Origin of the sequence: Nocardia macrotermitis, from assembly GCF_009604405.1 — a bacterium.
Taxonomy (GTDB): domain Bacteria; phylum Actinomycetota; class Actinomycetes; order Mycobacteriales; family Mycobacteriaceae; genus Nocardia; species Nocardia macrotermitis.
This window is the reverse complement of the sequence record NZ_WEGK01000022.1, coordinates 88,831-113,808: the sequence shown is the minus strand read 5'-3', so window position 1 is coordinate 113,808 and position 24,978 is coordinate 88,831. Positions and strand designations below refer to the sequence as shown.

At 67.8% G+C, this 24,978-nt stretch carries 18 protein-coding genes and 1 rRNA gene; 11 read left to right on the top strand and 8 right to left on the bottom strand.

Features of this window, described 5'->3' with window-relative positions; translation table 11 throughout:
• Nucleotides 1-8: 8 nt before the first annotated feature.
• From rrf to nucS, 4 genes are all read left to right on the top strand, one after another.
• Nucleotides 9-125, top strand: a 5S ribosomal RNA gene (gene rrf / locus NRB20_RS33860).
• 331 nt (nucleotides 126-456) lie between these two features.
• Nucleotides 457-1,194, top strand: a complete 738-nt coding sequence (locus NRB20_RS33855) for a rhomboid-like protein (RefSeq protein ID WP_227834126.1) — start codon at nucleotides 457-459, stop codon at nucleotides 1,192-1,194.
• Nucleotides 1,195-1,216: 22 nt separating this feature from the next.
• Nucleotides 1,217-1,942: a rhomboid-like protein gene (locus NRB20_RS33850; protein WP_153415478.1), complete on the top strand. Its 726-nt coding sequence runs from the start codon at nucleotides 1,217-1,219 to the stop codon at nucleotides 1,940-1,942.
• Between the two features lie 70 nt (nucleotides 1,943-2,012).
• Nucleotides 2,013-2,684, top strand: a complete 672-nt coding sequence (gene nucS, locus NRB20_RS33845) for an endonuclease NucS (RefSeq protein ID WP_319945748.1) — start codon at nucleotides 2,013-2,015, stop codon at nucleotides 2,682-2,684.
• Between the two features lie 57 nt (nucleotides 2,685-2,741).
• Here nucS and NRB20_RS33840 read toward each other — a convergent pair whose 3' ends face one another.
• The 3 genes from NRB20_RS33840 to mce all read right to left on the bottom strand — a co-directional run bounded on the left by NRB20_RS33840 (nucleotide 2,742) and on the right by mce (nucleotide 4,740).
• Nucleotides 2,742-3,050, bottom strand: a complete 309-nt coding sequence (locus tag NRB20_RS33840) for an ATP/GTP-binding protein (protein ID WP_153415477.1) — start codon at nucleotides 3,048-3,050, stop codon at nucleotides 2,742-2,744.
• 131 nt (nucleotides 3,051-3,181) lie between these two features.
• Nucleotides 3,182-4,183, bottom strand: a complete 1,002-nt coding sequence (locus tag NRB20_RS33835; RefSeq protein WP_153415476.1) for a coiled-coil domain-containing protein — start codon at nucleotides 4,181-4,183, stop codon at nucleotides 3,182-3,184.
• A gap of 86 nt (nucleotides 4,184-4,269) precedes the next feature.
• On the bottom strand, nucleotides 4,270-4,740 hold the full coding sequence (gene mce / locus NRB20_RS33830; RefSeq protein ID WP_319945747.1) for a methylmalonyl-CoA epimerase: 471 nt from the start codon (nucleotides 4,738-4,740) through the stop codon (nucleotides 4,270-4,272).
• A gap of 192 nt (nucleotides 4,741-4,932) precedes the next feature.
• On the opposite strand from mce, the gene NRB20_RS33825 reads away from it, so the two are divergent.
• From NRB20_RS33825 to NRB20_RS33815, 3 genes are all read left to right on the top strand, one after another.
• A complete protein-coding gene (locus NRB20_RS33825; protein ID WP_319945746.1) occupies nucleotides 4,933-6,117 on the top strand; it encodes an acetyl-CoA C-acetyltransferase in 1,185 nt (394 codons plus the stop codon).
• A gap of 100 nt (nucleotides 6,118-6,217) precedes the next feature.
• Nucleotides 6,218-6,550 (top strand): DUF3817 domain-containing protein, encoded by a 333-nt coding sequence (locus NRB20_RS33820; RefSeq protein ID WP_153415475.1) that lies wholly within the window; start codon nucleotides 6,218-6,220, stop codon nucleotides 6,548-6,550.
• A 159-nt stretch (nucleotides 6,551-6,709) separates the two neighbouring features.
• Nucleotides 6,710-7,555, top strand: a complete 846-nt coding sequence (locus tag NRB20_RS33815) for a tetratricopeptide repeat protein (RefSeq protein WP_153415498.1) — start codon at nucleotides 6,710-6,712, stop codon at nucleotides 7,553-7,555.
• 120 nt (nucleotides 7,556-7,675) lie between these two features.
• Here NRB20_RS33815 and glgB read toward each other — a convergent pair whose 3' ends face one another.
• A complete protein-coding gene (glgB, locus tag NRB20_RS33810) occupies nucleotides 7,676-9,847 on the bottom strand; it encodes a 1,4-alpha-glucan branching protein GlgB (protein WP_319945745.1) in 2,172 nt (723 codons plus the stop codon).
• A gap of 100 nt (nucleotides 9,848-9,947) precedes the next feature.
• Nucleotides 9,948-11,954, bottom strand: a complete 2,007-nt coding sequence (locus NRB20_RS33805) for an alpha-1,4-glucan--maltose-1-phosphate maltosyltransferase (protein WP_319945744.1) — start codon at nucleotides 11,952-11,954, stop codon at nucleotides 9,948-9,950.
• A gap of 163 nt (nucleotides 11,955-12,117) precedes the next feature.
• On the opposite strand from NRB20_RS33805, the gene NRB20_RS33800 reads away from it, so the two are divergent.
• Together NRB20_RS33800 and glgP are read left to right on the top strand one after the other, a co-directional pair.
• Nucleotides 12,118-12,882, top strand: a complete 765-nt coding sequence (locus NRB20_RS33800) for a dienelactone hydrolase family protein (protein ID WP_153415473.1) — start codon at nucleotides 12,118-12,120, stop codon at nucleotides 12,880-12,882.
• A 438-nt stretch (nucleotides 12,883-13,320) separates the two neighbouring features.
• Nucleotides 13,321-15,969: an alpha-glucan family phosphorylase gene (gene glgP / locus NRB20_RS33795; RefSeq protein WP_153415472.1), complete on the top strand. Its 2,649-nt coding sequence runs from the start codon at nucleotides 13,321-13,323 to the stop codon at nucleotides 15,967-15,969.
• 78 nt (nucleotides 15,970-16,047) lie between these two features.
• On the opposite strand, the gene NRB20_RS33790 is transcribed toward glgP, so the two are convergent.
• Together NRB20_RS33790 and NRB20_RS33785 are read right to left on the bottom strand one after the other, a co-directional pair.
• On the bottom strand, nucleotides 16,048-18,162 hold the full coding sequence (locus NRB20_RS33790) for an AMP-binding protein (protein ID WP_406603913.1): 2,115 nt from the start codon (nucleotides 18,160-18,162) through the stop codon (nucleotides 16,048-16,050).
• A gap of 229 nt (nucleotides 18,163-18,391) precedes the next feature.
• Nucleotides 18,392-20,455, bottom strand: coding sequence for an AMP-binding protein (locus NRB20_RS33785; RefSeq protein WP_319945743.1), 2,064 nt, complete (start codon nucleotides 20,453-20,455; stop codon nucleotides 18,392-18,394).
• A 309-nt stretch (nucleotides 20,456-20,764) separates the two neighbouring features.
• Here NRB20_RS33785 and NRB20_RS33780 point away from each other — a divergent pair, with 309 nt between their 5' ends.
• A complete protein-coding gene (locus NRB20_RS33780; RefSeq protein WP_153415471.1) occupies nucleotides 20,765-22,129 on the top strand; it encodes an NCS2 family permease in 1,365 nt (454 codons plus the stop codon).
• Nucleotides 22,130-22,177: 48 nt separating this feature from the next.
• Nucleotides 22,178-22,699, top strand: coding sequence for a DoxX family protein (locus tag NRB20_RS33775; RefSeq protein ID WP_153415470.1), 522 nt, complete (start codon nucleotides 22,178-22,180; stop codon nucleotides 22,697-22,699).
• A gap of 4 nt (nucleotides 22,700-22,703) precedes the next feature.
• Here the strand turns inward: NRB20_RS33775 and NRB20_RS33770 are convergent, their stop codons facing one another.
• A complete protein-coding gene (locus NRB20_RS33770) occupies nucleotides 22,704-24,749 on the bottom strand; it encodes an ATP-dependent DNA helicase (protein WP_319945742.1) in 2,046 nt (681 codons plus the stop codon).
• Nucleotides 24,750-24,978: the final 229 nt, after the last annotated feature.

Here is a 24,978-nt window from a genome sequence, read left to right as displayed (position 1 = left end):
CATAGAGTTACGGCGGCTATAGCGGTGGGGAAACGCCCGGTCCCATTCCGAACCCGGAAGCTAAGGCCACCTGCGCCGATGGTACTGCACTCGACAGGGTGTGGGAGAGTAGGACACCGCCGGAACAATTTTCGTGGAGGCCCCCAGCATTGCTGGGGGCCTTCGCTGTTTCCCGGACTTGTGTATGATTCGGCCGGTCACAATCTCTCGACTAGGAGACACCAAGATGGACCTGCTCAGCGGCCTCGCCACCTACATCAGCACCATGATCTCCGCTCTCGCGAGCGGTTCCGGCGACTAGCAGCGGCAATCAGGCATTCCGGCCGCAACGGCCGGAGCATATCGCGGCGACACAGTACTTTCACAGGTGACAGCTAGCCGACTTGCAGCCTGGTTCCGGATGATGGATGGTACGCCGGTGGAGCTGCCTCCGGAGCAGTGACGAAAGGGATCCCCATGGTGGTGCTCGCGGCACCCAACCAGGAGACGACGACGCCGACCGTTTCGGTCACGACGTCCCGCTTTCGCTGGCGTCGGCTGTTCCTACCGGCGACCTACGGCTACGCGGCGTTGCTCATCCTGGTGACCGTGCTGGTCTCGGTGCTGAGCAATTCCGCGCAGACCCGCGTGATGCTGCATGCCAGCACCAATCTGTACAACCTGTTGAACGGCCATCTCGGCACGCTGTTCTCGAGTGCGCTGCTGATCGGTGACACCGACACCTCGCTGCTGGTGTTGCCGCTGCTGATCTGTCTGCTGGCCCTGGCCGAGCTCAAATTCGGTGCGAGCCGCCTGATTCGCATCTTCCTCGCCGGACATCTCGGATCGACGTTGCTCGTCGCCCTGGGGCTGTGGGTGGCGGTGGAGGCGCACTGGCTGCCGTTGGCGATCACCCACGCCGAGGACGTCGGGATCAGTTACGGCTCGATGGCGTTGATCGGGGCCTTCCTGGTGCTGATGCCGTCGCGGTGGCGGCCGACCTGGGCGATCACCTGGCTGGCGGTCGCCGTCGCCGGTGTGGCGATGGGGCGGAGCTTCACGAATGTCGGACATCTGATTTCGGTGTCGATCGGTCTGCTGGTCGGGTTGTGGTTGATCCGCCGCGGGCGGACCGTGCCGCACGGTTTCAAGAAGGTCGAGATCGTCCTGCTGGTCATCGCGACGCTGCTGGGGTACACGATCCTCGTAGGCTGAACCGCGGAACCATCGCGCGACCATGACATCGGGACTTCCGGCCTCGATCCGGACCGGGCTGGCCGTCGCTGTCGGCGAGTTGCGACGTCGGCACTGGCTGCCCGTCACTATCGGTTATGTGGTGGCGCTGGTCGTGGTGGCGGTGATCTACGCGCGGGTCGGGGGCGATGTGCAGGCGCGGATTCTCGCCGATACCAGTACGAATCTGGACAATCTGCGGCACGGCCGGATCGCGACGCTGGTGTCCAGTGCGTTCGTCATCGGGGATACCGATTCGACGATCACGAACGTGCCGCTGGCGGCCTGTCTGGTGGCGCTGGTGGAACTGCGGTTCGGTGCGTTGCGCGCGGTCTGGACGTTCCTGGCCGGTCATATCGGTGCGACGCTGCTGGTGGCGGTGGGGCTGTGGGTGGGGATCGGGATGGGGTGGCTGCCCGGCAGTTTGGGGGACTCCGAGGACGTGGGGATCAGTTACGGAGTGATGGCGCTGTTCGGTTCGCTGATCGTGGTCGTGCCGCGGGGGCGGCGGATCGCGTGGGGGCTGGTGTGGCTGGTGATCGCGGTGCAGGGAGTGGTCGACGATCGGGATTTCACCAGTGTCGGCCATCTGCTGGCGTATCTGATCGGGACCGGGATCGGGGCGCTGATGATCGTGCGCGGGCGGGCTGCGGCATATCGGCTGGGGTGGTTCGATCTGGTTCCGGTGGTGGCCGGCGCGGCGCTGGCGGTGTCGTTCCTGCTGAATTGAGACGTTCGGCGCGGATCCGTAGGTGGCCCTTGCGGATCGGGCCGGGACGCGGTCGCCTAGAGTGCCTGGGGTGCGCCTCGTGATTGCTCGCTGTCAGGTCGACTACGTGGGTCGGCTCACCGCTCATCTCCCGATGGCTCGTCGTCTGCTACTGATGAAGGCGGACGGATCGGTACTCGTGCATTCGGACGGCGGTTCCTACAAGCCGCTGAACTGGATGAGCCCGCCGTGCTGGCTGGAGGAGCGCGACGGGGACGCGGCCAAGCTGTGGGTGGTGACCAACAAGGCCGGTGAGGAACTGCGCATCACCGTCGAGGAGATCGAGCACGATTCCTCGCACGAACTCGGCGTGGATCCGGGTCTGGTGAAGGACGGTGTCGAGGCGCATCTGCAGGAGTTGCTCGCCGAGCACATCGAAACCCTCGGCGCCGGTTACACATTGATCCGTCGCGAGTACATGACCGCGATCGGTCCGGTGGACATCCTGTGCCGGGACGCCGACGGGGCGACGGTCGCGGTGGAGATCAAGCGGCGCGGTGAGATCGACGGTGTCGAACAGCTCACCCGGTATCTCGAACTGCTGAACCGGGATTCGCTGATCGCGCCGGTGAGTGGGGTCTTCGCGGCGCAGCAGATCAAGCCGCAGGCGCGCACGCTCGCGACGGATCGTGGGATTCGTTGTGTGACACTCGATTACGATGCGCTGCGTGGTACCGAGAGCGACGAGTTCCGGCTGTTCTAGTGGGGCGCGGCGACTTTCGTTGCGGTCGCCGCGGCTTCGGTTGCGGGGGAAGCTCTTTCAGCTCCAGCGGCGGGTGATGGTTCTGGTGTGACGGCCGCGCCAGCAGCCGGTGTGCCAGTGGCGGCGGTCGTCTTCGCCGCCGTCGACCGCCCAGGCGACGATATGTGCTGTGCCCGGGGCGATTTCGTGATCACAGCCGGGGCAGCGGTAGGTCTTCACCGCGCGGGAACCCGGAATCGTGCGCACCACAAAGGTTTCCGCGCCGCCCGGACCGTCCTCGGTGCGTCCGAAGACGTCGCCGATCGGGCGCGGGTCCCGTTGGGACCGCGCCGAGGAGTTGCGGGGGTTCGGTTTGCGGCGGGGCATGACGTTATCGAGGGTAGCTCCCGGGGCCTCGTGCACATAAGGAAGGCCGCCCCCTGGATGAGGGGGCGGCCTTGGAACGGATATCTGTCGTCCGGGCAGGGACAAGCGCAGGTCCGCGGGGGACCTACGGTCTAACGTGCGACTTCGGCGCTCTCGCGCTGGTCTTCGTCGACGATCTCATCCTCGGCATCACGCAGCTCGGGGATGGCCTTCTGCTGCTGGCGTCCGGACCCGGACTGCTTGCTGCCCAGCGACCGCGGTTCGGCGGCGCCGTCGAGCAGTTCGCTCTCGCGGTTGACCGCGGCGAGCATGGCCGGTACGGAATCGAGCTGGCCGCGAATTCCCAAGAGCTGAGCCAGGACTCGGCCGCGCAGCACGCGCATCTCCTCGGCGAGTTCCTTGGCGTGGGCGATCTTGCGATCGGCCTGCTGGGTGGCGTTGCCGACCAGACGGTTGGACTCGTCGGTGGCTTCCTTGATGCGCTGCGCGGCGTCGGAGCGGCTGGTGGCCTCGAGCTCCTCCATGGCGCGGGTGAGCTTGGTGCGCCGGTCGGCCATGCTGACTTCGAAGTCCTGCTGCTGGGCCTTGATCTTGGCCTCGGCCTCCTTGGTGAGGCGGTCGGCCTCGGCGGTGGCGGCCTCGACGATCTTGGCGGACTCGTTGCGCGCGTTGGCGAGGGTCTGCTCGAACTCGATCTCGAGCGCTTCGCGCTTCTCCTTGGTCTCGGCGAGCAGCGACTCGTACTTACCGCGCATTTCGGTGGCCTGCTGCTCGGCGATGGAGACCATCTCGGCAGCCTCGGCCTGGGCCTGGGCGCGGACCTCGGACGCCTCGTCCGACGCCAGGCGCAGCATGCGCGAGATACGGTCGCTCATCCCCTCCGCGGTGGTCGGGGGGACCGACAGACGATCGACTTCCTTACGCAGCTCATCGATTTCGTCACGCGCATCCTCCAGCTGGGCGGCCAGGTTCCGGGCCTGGGCAGCGGCGGCATCGCGGTCGGTAGCGGTGACCCTCAGTTCGGCATCGAATCGGTCGAAGTAATTGCGAACTTCATCGCGGTCATACCCCTTCCGGACCACGGTAAAGGGCAACGCAACGAAGCGATTGCGATCGGGCTCAGTGGACGACATGCCCCACAAACTACCGCTTGCGTGCGCACCATGGTGACCCGACCGCGAATGTCGTTACGACAAGTTTTCGCGGTCGGATTGCGGTACTAGTGAGTAGGATTCGCGTTCGGCTCGACCAGCTCGATGAGCACACCACCAGCATCCTTGGGGTGCAGGAAATTGATGCGCGAGCCCGCGGTTCCCGGACGCGGTGCGTCGTACAGCAGGCGTACGCCTTGGTCTCGGAGATTGCTTGCGACAGCGTCGATATCGGTCACCCGGTAGGCCAGCTGTTGGAGTCCGGGGCCGTTGCGATCGATGAATTTCGCAATGGTCGATTGCTCGTTGAGAGGGGCCAGCAACTGCAGAGCAGTCGACCTGTCTCCGGCAGCGGGCAACGACAGCATTGCCTCGTGCACCCCCTGGCCCTCGTTGACCTCACGGTGCGTCTCGATCATACCGAGCTTTTCGGAGTACCAGGTCACGGCTGCGTCGAGGTCCGGGACGGCGATGCCGACATGGTCCACGGCGATCACATAGTCGGCGGGAATGAATTCGGTCTTTTCGGGTGTGCTCACCTTGCGGAGTCTAATGGCGGCATGGGTGGGGGCCTACGTGGTTATGCTCCGCTGCCGCCTTCGGCCCTGATCCACCCATGCCGGGGGTAGCGCGCACCACCATGGTGCCGTCCGGACCGCCCGGGTTACCGTTGAGTACAGAGCGGTCCGATCCGCCCGTACGCAGCATCGACCCGAGAAGTGAGGATCATCGTGACCACCACCTCCGTCATCGTTTCCGGAGCCCGCACTCCCGTCGGTCGGCTGCTCGGTGGGCTGGCCGGATTCTCCGGGTCCGACCTGGGCGGTTTCGCGATCAAGGCGGCGCTGGGGAAGGGCGGGGTCGCGCCGGAGTCGGTGGATTACGTGATCATGGGGCAGGTGCTGACCGCGGGTGCGGGGCAGATCCCGGCGCGGCAGGCCGCGGTGGCCGCGGGCATCCCGATGGACGTTCCGGCGTTGACCGTGAACAAGGTGTGCCTGTCGGGGATCAACGCAATTGCGTTGGCGGATCAGCTGATTCGCGCGGGCGAGTACGAGATCGTGGTGGCCGGCGGGCAGGAGTCGATGACGCGGGCGCCGCATCTGCTGGAGAAGAGCCGCGAGGGCTTCAAGTACGGCGACACGACGTTGCGCGACAGCATGGCGTACGACGGGCTGCACGACATCTTCACCGATCAGGCGATGGGGCTGCTGACCGAGCAGCGCAACGACGTCGACCACATCAGCCGCGAGGAGCAGGACGCGTTCGCGGCGGCCTCGCACCAGAAGGCGGCCGCGGCGTGGAAGAACGGCGTGTTCGACGACGAGGTGACGCCGGTGCCGGTGCCGCAGCGCAAGGGTGATCCGGTGCTGTTCGGGCAGGACGAGGGCATTCGGGCGGACACCACGGCCGAGTCGCTGGGCAAGCTGCGCCCGGCGTTCCGCAAGGACGGCACGGTGACTGCGGGGTCGGCTTCGCAGATCTCCGACGGTGCGGCCGCAGTGGTCGTGATGAGCAAGGCCAAGGCACAGGAGCTGGGGCTGAGCTGGATCGCGGAGATCGGCGCGGCGGGCGTGGTGGCCGGGCCGGATTCCACGTTGCAGCAGCAGCCCGCCAATGCGATCGCCAAAGCGTGTGCGCGGGAAGGGATTTCGCCCGCGGATCTGGATGTGGTGGAGATCAACGAGGCGTTCGCGGCGGTCGGGGTGGCCTCGACGCGCAAGCTCGGGATCGATCCGGAGAAGGTGAACGTGAACGGTGGCGCGATCGCGATCGGGCATCCGCTGGGGATGTCGGGTGCGCGGATCGTGCTGCATCTGGCGTTGGAGTTGAAGCGCCGTGGTGGCGGTATCGGTGCGGCGGCGCTGTGTGGTGGTGGCGGTCAGGGTGACGCGTTGATCGTGAAGGTTCGGTAGCGATCCGTCGGGAGTGCCGCGTCGGGCGAGGATGAGCTTTTCCTGTGGATTGGGGCACACCCACTACGAGGTGTCGTAGGGGTTGGGCACAATGGAGCGCATGGGCGAGATCTTCGACGTGAGCACTCTGGCGAAGCGGGTGCGACTGTTCGGCATCCTCGAGGTGGGCGGCTGGGTGCTGCTGTTCATCGGGATGTACTTCAAGCACGGGGTGACACCGCCGGTCGAATGGCCGTTGATGGTGTTCGGGATGGTGCACGGCCTCATCTTCGTGGCGTACGCGTTCAGTCTGTTGATGGCGTGGCGGGAGTTCGAGTGGCCCGCCCGCACCATCCTGCTGGGGCTGGTCTCGTCGGTGATCCCGTTCACCTCGTTCTTCTTCGAGCGGTGGGCGATCCGGTCGGGGCAGCTGGGTGAATTGAGTCCGGCATGAGCGGTCAGGCGTGGAGGCGGCAGCGGAGCGTAACCACGCAACGCCCCGCTCATGCCGAAGTTGTCACAGCCCCGGCAGCTGCCGCTGCCGGGTCGTGACAAACTGGAAGCTGTGACTCGACCAGCTGCACGTCGTCCCTCGCCCGCCGCTGCCGCCGCCATGTCCGGCGCGGTGGATCTGTCCAGCTTGAAACAGCCTGCGGCCACTGATGTTCCGAGTGATCACGCGGTCACCGAGGCCAATTTCGAGACGCAGGTGCTGCGTCGTTCGATGCAGGCGCCGGTGGTCGTGGTGCTGTACTCGCAGCGCAGTCCGGGCAGCGTGGAGCTGGTCAAACTGTTCGAGCGGCTGGTCGGTGAGGCCGACGGCGGCTGGGATCTGGCGACGGTCGAGGCCGAACCGAATATGCGGATCGCGCAGGCGTTCGGGGTGCAGGGGATTCCGACGGTGATCGCGGTGGCCGGTGGGCAGCCGCTGGCCGATTTCCAGGGCGCCCAGCCCGAGCCGCGGGTGCGGGAGTGGCTCACCGCGGTCATGGAGGCCGTGCGCGGGCAGTTGCCGGACGGGCCCGAGGGGGCCGCGCAGCCCGAGCCCGAGGATCCGCGTTTCACCGCGGCCGAGGAGGCGCTCGAGCGCGGTGACGTCGACGGTGCGATCGGCGCCTACGAGGCGATTCTGGCGGCCGAGCCGGGGAATTCCGAGGCCAAGGCCGCGCTGCGGCAGGTGCGGTTCTACGCGCGCACCCAGGGGCTGCCGGAGGATGCGATCGCGCGGGCGGACGCGGATCCGGCCGATATCGATGCCGCGTTCGGGGCCGCGGATATGGAGCTGTTCAACGGTGAGCCGGATGGGGCGTTCGCGCGGCTGATCAATCTGATCAAGCGCACTGCCGGGGATGACCGGAATCGGGTGCGCACGCGGCTGGTGGAGCTGTTCGAGTTGTTCGATACCGCTGATCCGGTGGTTGTCGCGGCTCGTCGCAAGCTGGCTACCGCGCTGTACTGACAGACCCGGTGGCTGTGAGTGCCCGGAGGATTCACGCTTCGGGCCGACGGTTGAGGGGCTGGGTCGTCTTGTGACTAACCCAAGTTCTCCAGAGAACTTGGGTTATACGAGTGAGATCCGTCACGAAGATCGTGTGGGCGGCTCTGGGGCGAGCCAGACCGCGCTGTTGGGGGCCAAGGTGATTTCCGCCGAGACCGGGCGGTTGTGCCAAGGGGTTTCGGTGGTGTCGACGCCGCCGAGGTTGCCGATTCCGCTGCCGCCGTAGGGGATTGCGTCGGTGTTGAGGATTTCGCACCAGTGGCCGGGGAGGGGGAGGCCGACGCGGTAGTCGCGGTGTTCGGAGCCGGAGAAGTTGTAGAGGCAGGCGATCGGCGAGCCGTCGGTGGCGTAGCGCAGGAAGGCGACGACGTTGGCCGCGCGGTCGTCGGCCTCGATCCAGGCGTAGCCGCCGGGGGAGGTGTCCTGGGTCCACAGCGCGGGGTGGGCGCGGTAGGCGGCGTTGAGGTCGGCGACCAGGGTGTGGATGCCCGCGTGCAGGGGGTTGTCGAGTTCGTGCCAGTCCAGGCCGCGGTCGTGCGACCACTCGCGGAACTGGCCGAAGTCCTGGCCCATGAACAGCAACTGTTTGCCCGGATGTGACCACATGTACGCCAGCAGGGCGCGCACGCCGCACGCCTTGGCGAAGTCGTCGCCGGGCATGCGGGTCCACAGCGTGCCCTTGCCGTGCACGACCTCATCGTGACTGATCGGCAGCACGTAGTTCTCGCTCCACGCGTAGACCACCGCGAAGGTGATCTCGTTGTGGTGCCAGCTGCGGTGCACCTGGTCGTGGCCGAGGTAGCCGAGGGTGTCGTGCATCCAGCCCATGTTCCACTTCATGGTGAAGCCCAGGCCGCCGACGTCGGTGGGGCGGGTGACGCCCGGCCAGGCGGTGGACTCCTCGGCGATGGTGACCACGCCCGGATGTCGTTGCTGCACAGTGGCGTTCATCTCCTGGAGGAACCGCTCGGCCTCCAGGTTCTCGCGGCCGCCGTGGATATTGGGTTCCCAGCCGCCGTCGGGGCGCGAATAGTCCAGGTAGAGCATGGATGCCACGGCGTCGACGCGCAGGCCGTCGAGGTGGAATTCCTCGATCCAGTACAGCGCGTTGGCGACCAGGAAATTACGGACCTGGTTGCGGCCGAAGTCGAAAACGTAGGTGCCCCAGTCCAATTGCTCACCGCGGCGGGGGTCGGGGTGTTCGTAGAGGGGGGTGCCGTCGAAGCGGGCCAGGGCCCACTGGTCGCGCGGGAAGTGCGCCGGAACCCAGTCCAGTAGGACGCCGATGCCCGCGGTGTGCAGGATGTCGACGAAGGCGCGGAAGTCGTCGGGCGCGCCGAAGCGGGCGGTCGGGGCGTAGTACGAGGTGACCTGGTAGCCCCAGGAACCGCCGAAGGGATGTTCGGCGATGGGGAGCAACTCGACGTGGGTATAGCCCTGTGCGCGAACGTATTCGGCGAGTTGGGCGCCCGCCTCGCGGTAGTCCGGGCCGGGGCGCCAGGAGCCGAGGTGTACCTCGTAGATGCTCATGGGGGCGCGGGTGGGATCGGTGGCGGCGCGGGTGCGCAGCCAGTCGTGATCGGTCCAGCGGTAGGAACTTTCGGTGATGACCGAGGCGGTGGCGGGCGGAATTTCGGTGGCGAAGGCGAGGGGGTCGGCGTGGTCGACTGTGCCGCCGTCCGCGCCGTGGATCTTGTACTTGTACTTCTCGCCCGGTCCGAGGCCGGGGACGAACAGCTCCCAGACGCCCGAGCCGCCGAGGCGTCGCATGGGGGCGGTGTTGCCGCTCCAGCCGTCGAAATCGCCGATCACGCTGACGCCGCGGGCATTCGGGGCCCACACCGCGAAGGAGGCGCCGGTGACCTCGCCGTCGGGGGTGGTGTAGTGGCGCGGGTGTGCGCCCAGGACCTCCCAGAGGCGTTCGTGTCTGCCCTCGCCGATCAGGTGCAGGTCCAGTTCGCCGAGGGTGGGCAGGAAGCGGTAGCCGTCGGCGTCCAGGACCGTGCGGCCGCCGGGGTAGGAGACCAGCAGGCGGTAGTCCCAGAGGTCGGTGTGCGGTACGACGCCTTCGAAGAGGCCGTGTTCCACGTGTTTCAGTAGATGGTCCTCGCCGCCGATGCGTGCGTAGACCGAATCCGCGTGTGGCCGAAGGGCTCTGATGACGGTGCCGTCGGGGTGCGGGTGTGCGCCGAGTACGGAGTGCGGGTCGGGGTGGGTGCCCGCGGCCAGCAGCAGGAGGTCGCGGCGGTTCACGGGCGGAACCCTTTGTCGCGCTGGAGATTACGGGCGCGGTGCTCAGGGGCTGTGGGCGTCGGAATCCGGCCGGACGCACCGGTGGTTCGATGCCGGGCGGTCATCGGAATGTCCTGCGGTAGGCCAGTTCTGCGCGTGCGGCGGCGGAAACCGGGGGCAGGGCGATGATGTGCGCGACCGCGCGGATCGGGTCCAGGCGCACGTAATTGGTTTGGCCCCAGTGGTATTCCTCGCCGCTGACCTCGTCCAGGACGACCGGGTGATCGTGCCATTCGCGGCCGATCGCGGGCAGGTCGAGCGAGAGCATGCCGTCCTCGGCGCCGAACGGGTCCAGGTTGATCACGACCAGGACCGCGTCGCCGGTGGCGGGATCGACCTTCGAATAGGCCAGCAGGGCGTCGTTGTCGATGTGATGCACCCTCAGACAACGTAATTGCTGTAGTGCGGGGTGGGCGCGGCGGATCTCGTTGAGCCTGGTCAGCCAGGGTTCCAGGGATTCACCGCGTGCGGCGGCCTCGGCGAACGGGCGCGGGCGCAGTTCGTATTTCTCCGAATCCAGGTATTCCTCGCTGCCCGGCCGGACCGCCTGATGCTCGAACAGTTCGAAACCCGAGTACACGCCCCAGGTCGGCCCCATGGTCGCGGCCAGCACCGCGCGGATGGCGAACATGCCCGGACCGCCGTGTTGCAGGCTCTCGTGCAGGATGTCGGGGGTGTTGACGAACAGGTTGGGACGGGCCTCGTCGGCCTTGGCGGCGAGTTCCAGGGCGAACTCGGCGAGTTCGTGTTTGCCGGTGCGCCAGGTGAAATACGTGTAGGACTGCGAGAAGCCGCGCCGGGCCAGGCCGTACATGCGGGCGGGGCGGGTGAACGCCTCGGCCAGGAAGATCACGTCGGGGTCGGTGCGGCGCACCTGGGCGATCAGCCATTCCCAGAAGTCGGCGGGTTTGGTGTGCGGGTTGTCGACGCGGAAGATGGTGACGCCCAGGGTGATCCAGTGCCGGACCACGCGCAGCACCTCGGCGTAGAGGCCGTCGGGTTCGTTGTCGAAGTTGATCGGGTAGATGTCCTGATACTTCTTGGGCGGGTTCTCCGCGAAGGCGATGGTGCCATCGGGCAGGGTGGTGAACCATTCGGGATGTTCGGTGACCCACGGATGGTCCGGGGCGCATTGCAGGGCCAGGTCCAGGGCCACCTCGAGGCCGAGTTGGCGTGCGGCGCCGACGAATTCGGCGAAGTCCACCGCATCGCCGAGGGCCGGGTGGATCGCGTCGTGGCCGCCGTCGGCCGAGCCGATCGCCCAGGGGGAGCCGACGTCGTCGGGTTCGCAGGTCAGGGAGTTGTTGCGGCCCTTGCGATTCACCTCGCCGATCGGGTGGATCGGGGGCAGGTAGACCACGTCGAAACCCATCGCGGCGATGCGGTGCAGTTCCTTCGCCGCGGTGGCGAAGGTGCCGTGCACGGGTGCGCCGTCGGCGTCGCGGCCGCCGGTGGAGCGGGGGAAGAATTCGTACCAGGAGCCGTACAGGGCGCGGCGGCGTTCCACGTGCACGGTGAATTGTGGTCCGCGGGTGACGAATTCGCGTAACGGATGGGCGCGCAGGATCTCGGCGACCTCGGTGGAGAAGGCCGGGGCGACGCGGGCGGGGAGCTGGTCGTCGCCGCGCAGGGCGGTCGCGGCCGCGCGCAGGCGTTCCCACTGTTTCTTCGGAACCGCCTGTGCGGCACGGTCGAACAGGCGCGCGCCGAGTTCGAGATCGTTGGCCAGATCCGCGGCGCTCTGGCCGACGGCCAGCTTCGCCTCGACCGCCGCGCGCCAGCCCGCGATCGGATCGCTCCAGCCCTCGACCCGGAAGGTCCACGCGCCCGGTTCGGTGGGGGTGAACGTGGCGTTGAACACGTCGGGTTCGTAATCGGGGGACATGCGGATGCGCTGGGTGCGCGAGCTGCCGGGGGCGCGCACCGCGAGGGTCGCGGCGACGGCGTCGTGTCCCTCGCGCCAGACGACGGTGCGGACCGGGAAAACTTCGCCGACCACGGCCTTGGCCGGGTAGCGCCCCGGGCCGAGGGCGGGGGCGGTGTCATCGATGGCGATGCGACCGGTCACGGCGTCAACCGTACCGGTAATCCGGGCGTGTTCGCGGCGATGACGGCGGACGGGTGGGCGCCGGGTGGCGGGAAACGATATGGAACGGTAGGACCGAAGCGGAACGCTCGCCTCTTTTCCGAGCGGCCACGACGACGATGGTGCAAACACAGGAGGACACACAATGACCGCAGTGCACGGCACATCGGTGGACATCACGACTCCCGACGGCGTTGCCGATGCCTACCTGGTCCATCCCGACGACGGCGCGGCACATCCCGGCGTGATCGTCTATCAGGATGCTTTCGGTCTGCGTCCCGCGCTGCGCGCGGTGGCCGATCGCATCGCCTCGCACGGTTACACCGTGCTGGTGCCCAACGCGTTCTACCGGGCGGGGCGCGCGCCGCTGTTCGATCTGCCGGATCCGATCGATTTCAAGGCGCGCCCGGATATCTTCGCGGAGATCCGGCCGCTGATGGTGCAGCTGACCCCCGAGGTCGTGAAGTCCGATTCGGCCGCGTACCTGGACTGGCTGGCGGCATCGGAGCTGGTCAGCGATGGTCCGGTCGGGCTGACCGGATACTGCATGGGCGGGCGGCTGGTGCTGTTCACCGCGGCCGCGTATCCGGAGCGGGTCGCGGCCGGTGGCTGCTTCCACACCTCCGGGCTGGTCACCGACGGCCCCGAGAGCACGCATCTGCTGGTCGATCCGATCACCGCGGAGCTGTTCCTCGGGTACGCCGACAACGATCAGGGGGCCACGCCCGAGCATGTCGAGACCTTCGACAAGGCGCTGGAGGCGGCCGGGGTCACGCACACCACCGCGGTGTACGAGGGTGCGATTCACGGGTACACCCAGGCCGACACCGAGGCGTACAACGAGGAGGCCGCCGAGCGGCACTACCGCGATCTGCTCGCGTTGTTCGATCGGACGCTCGGTTCGAAGTAGTCCGTAGGCGGGGCCCTGGGCCCGCTGCGTCGGTGTGGATGCGGCGGGCCAGGGGGATGTGGCCGGGCGGGGTACGGCTCGGGTTCGGAGTTCAAGCGGTGGGTCGGTGTGTCGATGCGGCTGGGCCTGTGGACGGATGTGCTGAGCCGGGGGTGTGAACGTGATGGACCAGGTGCGGATGCGACCGGGGCGGGTGTGGATACGTCTGAGCCGGGTGTGGATGTTGTTGGGCTGGGGTTGGATGTGGCCGGTCGGGAGTTGATGCGGTCGGGGTGGTCGTGGAAATTGCCGGGCCGGGTGTGAATGCTGCTGGGCCGGGGTTGGATGTGGCCGGGTCGGGAGTTGATGCGGTCGGGGGAGCGATGAGTACAGGTCAGGGGGTTGCGGGAGGGCTGTTCGGTGGGGCGTGTGGGGGGTGTGGCGTGTAGGTTCTACCCAATGAAGGCATTGCGTCGCTTCACCGTCCGTGCCCATCTGCCCGAGCGGCTGGCCGCGCTCGGCGAACTCGCCACGAACCTGCGGTGGTCGTGGCATGCGCCGACGCAGGATGTGTTCGCCGAACTGGATCCGCGGTTGTGGGTGGAGTTGGGGCGTGATCCGGTGCGGATGCTGGGGGAGGTTCCGGCCGAGCGGCTGGACGAGTTGGCCGCGGATGAGGCGTATGTGCGTACCGTGGACGCCGCCGCCGCGGATCTGCGGGACTATCTGAGTCGGCCGCGGTGGTTCGGGAAGCAGGAGCAGGGGCCGCGCTGTATCGCGTACTTCTCGATGGAGTTCGGTGTTACCGAGGTGCTGCCGAATTACTCCGGGGGACTGGGGATTCTGGCGGGGGATCATCTGAAAGCGGCCTCGGACTTGGGGCTTCCGCTGATCGGCATCGGATTGCTGTATCGCTCAGGGTATTTCCGGCAGTCGCTGACCGCCGACGGGTGGCAGCGCGAGCATTATCCGGATCTGGATCCGCAGGGGCTGCCGCTGAAACTGCTGACAGCGGTGCGCCCGGCGGGCCCGGAGGAGGCAGCGGAGCGTAACCACGCAGGGCCCTCGGAAGCGCCGCCGATGGGCATAGCCGGGGACGGGTCGCCGGTGCTGGTGCATGTGCCGATGCCCGAGGGGCGGGTGCTGCGGGCGCGGGTGTGGATCGCGCAGGTGGGGCGAATTCCGTTGCTGCTGTTGGATTCCGATATCGCCGACAACGATCCCGAACTGCGCGCGGTCACCGACCGGCTGTACGGCGGTGATCAGGATCATCGGATCAAACAGGAGATCCTGGCCGGGATCGGCGGGGTGCGCGCGGTGCGGGCGTTCACTCATGCGCACGGACTGCCCGATCCGGACGTGTTCCACATGAACGAGGGGCACGCCGGATTCCTGGGGATCGAGCGGATTCGCGAATTCATGTCCGGCGGACTGGATTTCGACGCGGCGCTGACCGCGGTGCGGGCGGGCACGGTGTTCACCACGCACACGCCGGTGCCCGCAGGGATCGACCGGTTCGCCGGTGCGCTGGTGCGGCGGTACTTCGGCGGGGACCACGGGGAACGCGAATCTCCGCTGCTACCGGGTGTTTCGGTGGATCGCATCGTGGCGTTGGGGCGGGAGGCCGATCCGTCGGTGTTCAACATGGCCCACCTCGGATTGCGACTCGCGCAGCGCGCCAACGGTGTTTCGCGATTGCACGGCGAGGTCAGCCGGGACATGTTCGCGCCGCTGTGGGCCGGATTCGATGCCGCCGAGGTGCCGATCGGATCGGTGACCAACGGCGTGCACGCGCCGACCTGGGCCGCGCGCGAATGGATCGAGAAGGCAAGGGAATTCGTCGGTCCGGAACTGGTCGAGGAGGCGCGCGGCTGGGAGCGGTTGCAGGACGTCGACCTGGGTGAGCTGTGGTCGACGCGGAATGCGTTGCGCGGCATCCTGGTTGCCGAGGTGCGGCGTCGGGTGCGGGCCTCGTGGCTCGAACGCGGCGCGGCCCCGGCCGAATTGGGTTGGGTGGACGAGGTTTTCGACCCGGCAGTACTGACCGTCGGGTTCGCGCGGCGGGTGCCGACCTACAAGCGGCTGACGCTGATGCTGCGCGATCCGGAACGGTTGCGCGCCATGCTGACCGACCCCGAACGCCCCGTGCAGCTGGTGGTCGCGGGTAAGAGCCATCCGGCCGACGACGGCGGTAAGGGGCTGATCCAGCAGGTCGTGCGGTTCGCCGACGACATCGGGGTGCGGCACCGGATCGTGTTCCTGCCCGACTACGACATGTCGATGGCCCGGTACCTGTACTGGGGATGCGATGTGTGGCTGAACAATCCGCTGCGTCCGCTCGAGGCGTGCGGCACGTCCGGGATGAAGGCCGCGCTCAACGGCGGGCTCAACCTGTCCATCCGGGACGGCTGGTGGGACGAGATGTACGACGGGGAGAACGGCTGGGCCATCCCCACCGCCGACGGCGTGCGCGACGAGCACCGCCGCGACGATCTCGAGGCCGCGGCGCTGTACGAGACGATGGAACGCGCTGTGCTGCCACGCTTCTACGAACGCGACCACGACGACGTGCCGGTGCGCTGGATGGAGATGGTCCGGCACACCCTGCGCACGCTCGGCCCGAAGGTGCTGGCCTCGCGCATGGTCCGCGACTACGCGGTCGGCTACTACGCTCCGGCTGCGGCCTCGTATTCCGCTGTGGCACAGGACGATTTCGCCGGTGCGCGGGAGCTGGCCGACTATCGCCGCCGGGTCGAGGCGGCCTGGCCGCAGGTGAAGGTGTTGCAGGTGGACAGTTCCGGGCTGGCCGATATTCCGGTCATCGGCAACGAGCTGTCGCTGCGGGCCCGGATCGATCTCGCGGGGTTGAGCGCCGCGGAGGTCACGGTGCAGGCGGTGCTGGGGCGGGTCGGCTCGGACGACGATCTGTCCGAGGTGAGCGCCGTCGAGATGACCCATGCCGGAAGTGATTCCGGGACAGAGCTTTTCGCCGTGGACACCCCGGTTCCGCTGTCGGGGGCGGTCGGGTTCACCGTTCGTGTCCTACCCCGGCATCGGCTGCTGTCCGGACCGGCCGAACTCGGGTTGGTCGTCTCGCCGAGTCCGTAGCTCGCTCCGGAGTCACTCCGCGATTTTCGGGTGTCCCTGCGCGTTCGGGGTACGCGGCGGCCGAATGCCGGAGCGGAATCAGTTGCCGCCCCGACGATTTCGTTGGTATTCGTACGCGCCGTGGCGTACCCGGTCGGTCGCGGCGGGCTGGGTGAGGACCCGTTTGAGGACCTTGCCGGTGGCGTTGCGGGGCAGGGCGTCCACGAACACGATGTCGCGCGGAACCGAGAAACGCCCCAGGCGGCGGCGGATGTGGGTGCGGAGCATATCCGGATCCAGGGCGTGACCGTCGCGGGTGACGATGAAAGCGGCCAGGCGCTGGCCGAATTCGCGATCGGCGACACCCAGCACCGCGACCTCGCGGATCTGCGGCAGATGCGAGAGCACCTCCTCGACCGGCCGCGGGAAGATGTTCTCGCCGCCGGAGATGATCATCTCGTCGTCGCGTCCGGCCACGAACAGCCGCCCCGAGGCGTCCAGGTAGCCCAGATCGCCGGTGTCGAGCATGCCCTCGGCCTCCGGCGGCGGATCGGCATCGGTGTAGCCGTCGAACAGCATGTGGTTGCTGATGAAGATGCGGCCGGTCGCGCCGATCGGCACCGGACGCCGATCCTCGTCCAGCACAGCGATTTTCGTGCCCAGCGGGGCACGTCCGGCGGTGGTCGGGGAACTGCGCAGATCGGCCGGATCGGCGATGCTGGCCCAGGACACCTCGGTGGATCCGTAGAAGTTGTAGAGCACCTCACCGAACACGTCCATGAAGCGCAGCACCGTCGCGCCGGGCAGCGGCGCACCGCAACTGGCCACGATGCGCAGGCTGGAGGTGTCGTACCGGGCCAGGATCGAGGCGGGCAGATCCAGGATGCGATGCACCATGACCGGCACGACGATCAGTGTGCTGACCCGGAATTCGGCGATCATGCGCAGACATTCCTGCGCGTCGAAATGTTCGGGCAGGATCACCGTCGCGCGCAGCGGCGTGCTGATCTGCAACGCGGCCAGACCCCAGGTGTGGAACACCGGCGCGGGGATCAGCATGGTCTCGTTCATCCGCAAAGGTATGCGCGACAGCACCGCCGCGACGGTGCCGAACCCCTTGGGATGCGGGCGCACCGCGCCCTTGGCCCGGCCGCTGGTGCCCGAGGTCAGCACGATCAGTCGGCCGTGTTCGCGCGGTTTGGTGAAATTGCCTGTGCCCGAGGCGATCAGGTTCTCGACGGTGATCCGGCCGGGCAGCATGCCGTCGTCCACGGTGTGGTAACACGGCAGGTCAGGGGACAGGTATTCGAGCAGATGTTCCAGGTCCGGATCGGTGAACAGCATTGCGATGCCGGTGGTTTCGGCGATCTCGGCGATTCGCCCGGCCGGCTGCCCGAGGTTGAACAGGATTGCGTCGACGCCGAGTTTACTTGCCGCGGACATGATCTCGACCATCTCGGCGTGATTGCGGGACAGCACGCCGATGCTGTCGCCGGCGCCCAGGCCCAGCTCGCCCATCGCGCTGGCCAGCGCGTGTGAGCGGGTGTGCACCTGGCGGAACGTGCGTTCGCCCCGGTCGTCGATGATCGCGGTGCGGCGCGGAGAGTGCGCGGCCGCGGCCGCGTAACCGCCCGCGAGCGTGAAACCCCAGGCGCTCAGATTGCTGAGCTGCCGGAATATCCGGTCCGGGCGGTAGGTGCGCACCACGCCCGTGGTCAGCATCTGTTTGGCGACCCCGGCCTGCAGGCGGATCGAGGATTCCTCGCCGTTGACCAGGACCGAGGTCGGGGCGCGGTCGGCGAGGTCGATCATGCGTTTCAATCCGGCCTTGATCCATTCCACGACAGCCGAATTCGACAGCGAGGCGACCAGCGGATGCACCCGCGCGGGTGCGAAACAGGTGATGACGACGTGCGTGCCCTCGGGCCCGCCACGCAGCCGGGCCGCGGCGAAACTGCCCTGGGCCGGGCATTGCAGTTCGACGGTGTGCGCCTCGCGATTCAGGACCAGGCGCAGGTCCAGGACCCGGATCTCGGTGTCGGCGGTGCCCACGCGCATCCGCCAACTCGGCGGGCCGTCGATGGTTTCGACCGGATCGCAGGCGCCGATGCCCGGGAACAGTCGGGGGTAGGTGTCCGGATCCACGAGCAGCTTCCACAGCATCCGGGGAGAGATCGCGAGATCGGCACTCGCATCGATGATTTCGGTAACCACACGCTTGCACTTCTGGCTGGGCCGGGTCGGCAACTGGATTCGGCGACCGACGTATTCCCAACGGGCCGCACATGATTGGTCGAGAAGAATGGAAAAGCAGGTGAATTATGCGTTAAAGGTGAGTTTGTTTCATGTGTTCACCGGTTACAGATACGCCTTGTTGACGTACTTGTCAACTGTTCGCTGGCGAGGCGCGGGAAAGCCGATGCCCGCGCGCGTCGCCCGACCATCATCTTCGCACAGGCTGTTGCGTCAGAACACGTTTGAGGACATTACCGCTCGCATTGCGGGGCAGCGCGTCGATGAACACGATGTCGCGCGGCACCCAGGCGCGGCCCAGCCGCACCCGGATGTAGTCGCGGATCGCGTCGGCATCGGCCATGTGCCCCGGCCGCACCACGATGAACGCCGAGAGTCGTTGCCCGGCTTCGCGATCCGGGCCGCCCACCACCGCGCTCTCGATGACCTCCGGCAGGAAGGCCAGGGCCTCCTCGACCGGACGCGGGTAGACGCTCTCACCGGCGCAGACGATCATCTCCTCGGCGCGCGCGACGACGAACAACCGGCCGGTCGCGTCCACGTAGCCCAGATCGCCGCTGTCGATCATGTCGTCGACCTGCTCGGGTTGCGGCGCGCCGATGTAGCCCTCGGTCAGCAGGTGGTGACCGATGAAGATCCGGCCGATCGCGCCCACTGGCAGCAGGTTCGAATCCTGGTCCAGCACGGCGAATCTCGCGCCCAGCGGCGGACTGCCCGCGGTGGTCGGGGAGACCCGCAGGTCGGCCGGTTCGGCGATCGCGCCCAGGGAGATCTCGGTCGAACCGTAGATGGTGTAGAGGATGTCGCCGAAGACCTCGGTGAACCGCAGCACCGTGGCCGCGGACAGCGGGGCGCCGCCGCAGGTCACCACCTCGAGGCTGGACAGGTCGTAGCGGGCGCGCACCGATGCGGGCAGATCCAGGATCCGCTCCACCATGATCGGCACGACTATCAGTGTGCGCACCCGGTGTTCGGCGATCAGGCGCAGGCATTCGACGGCGTCGAAGCGGTCCAGCAGGACCACCTGGGCGCGCAGCGGCAGGCTGATGTGCATGGCCGCCAGGCCCCAGGAATGCGACAGCGACGCCGCGATCAGCATGACGTCGTTCATGACGAACGGCAGGCGCGAGAGCAGCGCCGCGATCGAGGCGAATCCGCGCGGCTGCGGGCGGATCGCGGCCTTGGCCGGGCCGCTGGTGCCCGCGGTCAGCAGGATCTGCCGACCCGGTTGGTCCGGCTTGCCGACATCGCTTCTGCCGACGGCGATCAGGTCCTCCACGCCGGTCAGGTCCGGGCGGGCCGGATCGCTGAACGTGCCGAATCGCATCACGTCCGGCGGTACGTACGCGACCAGCGGTTCGAACTCCGGATCGGCGAATATCGCTGCCATCCGGTGACTTTCGGCCAGGGCGGCGATGCGCTGGGCCGGCAGCCAGGTGGTCAGGAAGATCAGGTCCGCGCCGAGTTTGGCCACGGCCGTGACGATTTCGATCATCTCGAGGTGGCTGCGCGCGAGCAGGCCGACCACATCGCCGCTGCCGACGCCCTTGTCGGCCAGGGCCGCGGCCAGGCGCTGGGTGCGGGCGTGGATGTCGCCGAAGGAGCTCGCGCCGCGATCGTCCACCACCGCAAGGCGTTTGGGGGCGAACCCGGCCATGGCCGCGTAACCGCCCGCGAGCGTGAAACCGTAGGTGGTCAGGCCGTTGATCTGCTTGTACATCCGGTCGGGGCGCATACTGCGCAGCACGCCGGTGGACAGGATCTGCATGGCGACCCCGGCCTGGGTGCGCACCGTGGAGTCCTCGCCGTTGAGCACCATCGAGGTCGGCGCGCCGCGCACCAGATCGACCAGGCGATGCAGACCGAACGAGATCCATTCCTCCGCAGCGGCATTGGGCAGGCTGGGCATGAGTGGGTGCACCCGGTCGGGGGCGACGCAGGTGATGGTGGCGCGGGTGCGATCGGCGCTGCCGGACAGGTTCACCGCCGCGAAACTGCGGCGCTCGGTGCACTGCAACTCCAGCGTGCCGGCCGCGCGATCGGCGAGCACCCGGACGTCGAGGATGTGGATCTCGGTGTCCCCGCCGCCGATTCGCATGCGCCACACCGGCCGTCCGTCGACGATGTCGTGCACATCGCACGCGCCGATGCCGGGGAAGACCCGGGCATAGTTCCGCGGATCGGTCAGCAGATCCCACAGGACCCCGGGGGCGATCGCGAGATCGGCGCTCGCATCGACGATTTCAGTAACCACTCACTTTGCAATTCTCATGTGGCCGGTTCGACGGGTTCGGTTCGGCAATAACGTATTTGTAACGGTCCGTTGGGGAACGGTCAACAACTTCCATATTCTAGGTGAATTGTGCATTTAATTGCCTGCCGGTAGCGATCTTGAAATATCGGCATGGAGACAGTGATCGTCTTGTTAGCGACATGTTCGCTGGGTGGGATCGGCAGTGTCGCAATCGATTGCCGCCGGTTCGCCGCGCCGGAGATGCGCAACCGCCATGTGGCATATAGCGTGCTCAACACGCACGTCCGTCCGGCCCAGGTGGAGAAGCAGATGACAATCGATGCTCAGTCGGGTGCGAAGGGGCGCGTGGACGCCTACTTCGGCATCAGCAGACACGGCTCGACCGTGAAGCGCGAGATCATGGCCGGGACGGTCACCTTCCTGGCGATGTCCTACGTCCTGGCGGTCAACCCCGCGGTGCTCGGCGACCACGGGACGTTGGGGGCCAAGGGAATTCCCACCCAGGCCGTGTTCACCGCGACCGCCGTCGCCGCGGTGGTGGGCACGCTGGTGATGGGGCTGTGGGCGCGCTACCCCATCGCGCTCGCGCCCGGCATGGGCCTGAACGCCTTCTTCGCCTACTCGGTGGTGCTCGGGATGGGCATCCACTGGCAGGTCGCGCTGTCCGGCACGCTGCTGTCCGGGGTGATCTTCTTCGTGCTCGCGATCACCAAGATCCGCGAGAAGATCATCGACGCGATTCCGATGCAGCTGAAACTCGCCGTCGGCGCGGGCATCGGGATGTTCGTGGCCTTCCTCGGGCTCAAGAACGGCGGGCTGGTGGTGGCCAGCGAATCGACCTTCGTGCACCTGGGCGACTTCACCAAGGGGACCACGCTGCTGGCGCTGTTCGGGCTGCTGATCACGGTGATCTTCCTGGTGATCGGCTGGCACGGCGCGGTGCTGTACGGCATCGTCGCGACGACGATCGTGGGCATCGTCAGCGGGCTGGTGCCGCTGCCGCATTCGGTGGTGTCGCTGCCGCACGGGCTGGACCAGACCTTCGGGCAGGCGATCGTGAATCTGCCGCACGCGTTCACCGGTCAGATGGTGATCGTGGTGCTGACCATGCTGTTCGTCGACTTCTTCGACGCCTCGGGCACGTTGATCGGGATCGCCAACCAGGCCGGGCTGCTGACGCCCGAGGGGAAGCTGCCGCGCGCGGCGCAGGCGTTCGCCTCCGATTCCGTCGGCACCGCGGCCGGTGCGATCATCGGCACCTCGACCACCACCGCCTACGTCGAATCCACCGCGGGCGTCAGCGCGGGGGGCCGCACCGGCATCACCGCGATCTCGACCGCCGGGTGGTTCCTGATCGCGATGTTCCTGTTCCCGATCTTCGACGTCGTCGCGGGGGCGTCCTCGGTGACCGCGCCCGCGCTCATCGTGGTCGGCGTGCTGATGTCCCGCTCGCTCGGCCAGATCGATTGGAGCGAACTGGAATACGCGATCCCGGCGTTCATCACCGTGATCATGATGCCGCTGACCTACTCCATCGCCAACGGCATCGCGATGGGGCTGCTGTTCTATCCGATCGTCATGGTCGCCAAACGCCGCGGCCGCGAGGTGCATCCGGTGGTGTGGGTGCTGGCGGTGATCTTCCTGGCGTACTTCTTCTTCCTGGCGAACAGGTAATTTTCGCGATCGGGCGAACCAGGGGGCGTCCGGTGTCGTGGTCTCGATATGACCACCGACACCACCGCGCCACACGCGCCGCGCACCTCCGCCGCCGACACGGTGGGCACGGACATCGGTCTGCTCGTGCTCCGGGTCGGCTGCGGCGGCCTACTGTTCGTCACCGGGAGCGAGAAACTGTTCGGCTGGTTCCACGGCGCCGGATGGCAGCGGACCACCGAGAGCTTCGACCGGATGGGGTATCAGCCGGGCAGAGTGTTCGGCACCCTGGCCGGGCTGTGCGAATTCACCGGCGGTGCGCTGCTGGTGCTCGGGCTCTTGACCCCGCTCGCCGCGGCCGTCGTCATCGGCACCATGATCAACGCCGTACACGTGACCTGGCCGCATGGCCTGGTCGCGGCCTCCTCGGCGGTCTTGTTGATCGTCGCGGCGGTCGCGCTCGGTTGCGCCGGACCGGGCCGGATCTCGCTGGACCACGATCGCCCCTGGCAGCGCCGAGGCCCCGTGTGGGGGCTGGGAGCCGTCGCGCTGGGGGTTGTCGCGGCGGCGATAACGCTGGCCGTGAAGTGAAGCCCTACTTCGCGGCGGCGGTCAGGCGCTCGAGAGCCTTGACGACGACCTCCGGGTCGGTGGTCTCCCAGTAGGGCGGCAGGGATGCACGCAGATAGGAGCCGTAGCGGGCCGTGGCCAGGCGGGAGTCGAGGATGGCGACCACGCCGCGGTCCTCGACGCTGCGCAGCAGGCGGCCGGTGCCCTGGGCCAGCAGCAGGGCGGCGTGGTTGGCTGCGATGGCCATGAAACCGTTGCCGCCGCGGGATTCGACGGCTTTCTGGCGGGCCACCAGCAGCGGGTCGTCGGGGCGGGGGAACGGGATGCGGTCCAGGATGACCAGGCTCAGGGACGGGCCGGGGACGTCCACGCCCTGCCACAGCGACAACGTGCCGAACAGGGAGGTTTCGGGGTCGTCGGCGAATTTGCGGACCAGTGCGCCGGTGGCGTCCTCGCCCTGGCACAGGATCGGGGTGTCCAGGCGGTCGCGCAGGGCCTCGGTGGCGGCCTTGGCGGCGCGCATCGAGGAGAACAGGCCCAGGGTGCGGCCGCCCGCGGCGCGGATCAGGCGATCGATCTCGTCGAGGTAGGCCGGGGACAGGCCGTCGCGGCCGGGGGCGGGCAGATGCTTTGCGACATAGAGGATTCCGGATTTGGCGTGATCGAAGGGGGAACCCACGTCGAGCGAATTCCAGCGCACCACATCGGAATCCGAGGGGGCCTCGCCGCCGTTGGCCAGCGCGGCATCCACGCGGTTCGAGGACTGCGCCGGAAGGCCCCAGGTGATGGCCAGGCCGTCGAACGAACCGCCCACCTGGAGCGTCGCGGAGGTCAAAACCACTGTGGCGGTACCGAACAGGCGACTGCGCAGCAGGCCGCCGACCGAGAGCGGGGCCATGTGCAGGGTGCGGCGGGCGATGCCGCGCAACTCGTCGGCGGCCAGCCAGATGACGTCGCGGCGGGCGGCCGGATCGGACTCCTCGAAGGTGGTCAGCGCGCGCACCGCGGCGTCGTGCACCTCCTCGACCGCCGACAACGCCATGTTGCGGGCGGCGACGTCCTCCGGATCTCCTTGTGGCGCACCGGAACCCGGCGGCGCGAGCGCGGTGCGGACATTCCAGGCGGCGTCGCGGATCAGTGCCAGCACCGGGCCCGCGCCGCCGGGCAGTTGATCCCAGCGGCCCGGCGGCAGTTCCTCGAGCAGTTCGTGCCAGGCTTCGGCGGCCTCCTCGAACCGATCGACCTCCTGCTGGTCGACGAGTTTGGCGCAGCGTTTGGCCGCGGCGCTGATCGCGCCGGTGGACAGTTCCGCGGTCGCGACGCCGGTGACGCGGTCGACCAGTTCGTGTGCCTCGTCGATCACCACGACGTCGTGTTCGGGCAGCACCTGGATGCCGCTGATGGCGTCGATGGCCAGCAGCGCGTGGTTGGTGACCACCACATCGGCCTGGCCGGATTCGGCGCGGGCGCGTTCGGCGAAGCAGTCGGTGCCGAACGGACAGCGCGATTTACCCAGGCATTCGCGTGAGGACACGCTGACCTGCCGCCACGCCCGATCGGTGACGCCCGGGGCCACCTCGTCGCGATCGCCGGTCTCGGTGTCGGAGGCCCAGTCGTTGAGCCGCTGCACCTCGCGGCCGAGGCGGGAGATGGCGAACGCGTCGAACAGTTCGGCCTCGGGCTCCTCGTCCGGGATCGCGCTGTTGATCTTGTTCAGGCACAGATAGTTGTTGCGCCCCTTGAGAATCGCGAACTTCGGCTTGCGCCCCAACGGCCCCGCCAGCGCCTCGGTCAAGCGTGGCAGATCCCGATCCACCAGCTGCCGCTGCAACGCGATCGTCGCCGTCGACACCACCACCGTGCGCCCGCTCTGCACCGCGTGCCGCAGACTCGGCACCAGATAGGCCAGCGACTTACCCGTCCCCGTCCCGGCCTGAACCGCCAGATGCTCCTTGGTATCGATCGAATGCGCGACCGCCGCCGCCATCGTCTGCTGCCCCTTGCGCGCCTTACCGCCGAGCGCTTCGACGGCGGTCGTCAACAGGGTTGGCACAGGCGGAAGTTCGGGCACCCAGGCAGACTAGCGCCAGCCACCGACAACCCATCACAGACATGGCCCCCAGCCGCCGATCCGCAAGGCCACGCAACTCCCCTCGAGCCGCCCGCCCGGTTCCGCCGACCCCATGGAACGCCGACAGCAAAGTTCGCGGCCCGGCTTGCCGATGAGACGCGTGGCGGGTGCGAGGAACGAGTGCCCGACACGGGGCTCATCGGTGAGCCTTCGGGGGCCGCGAACCCGC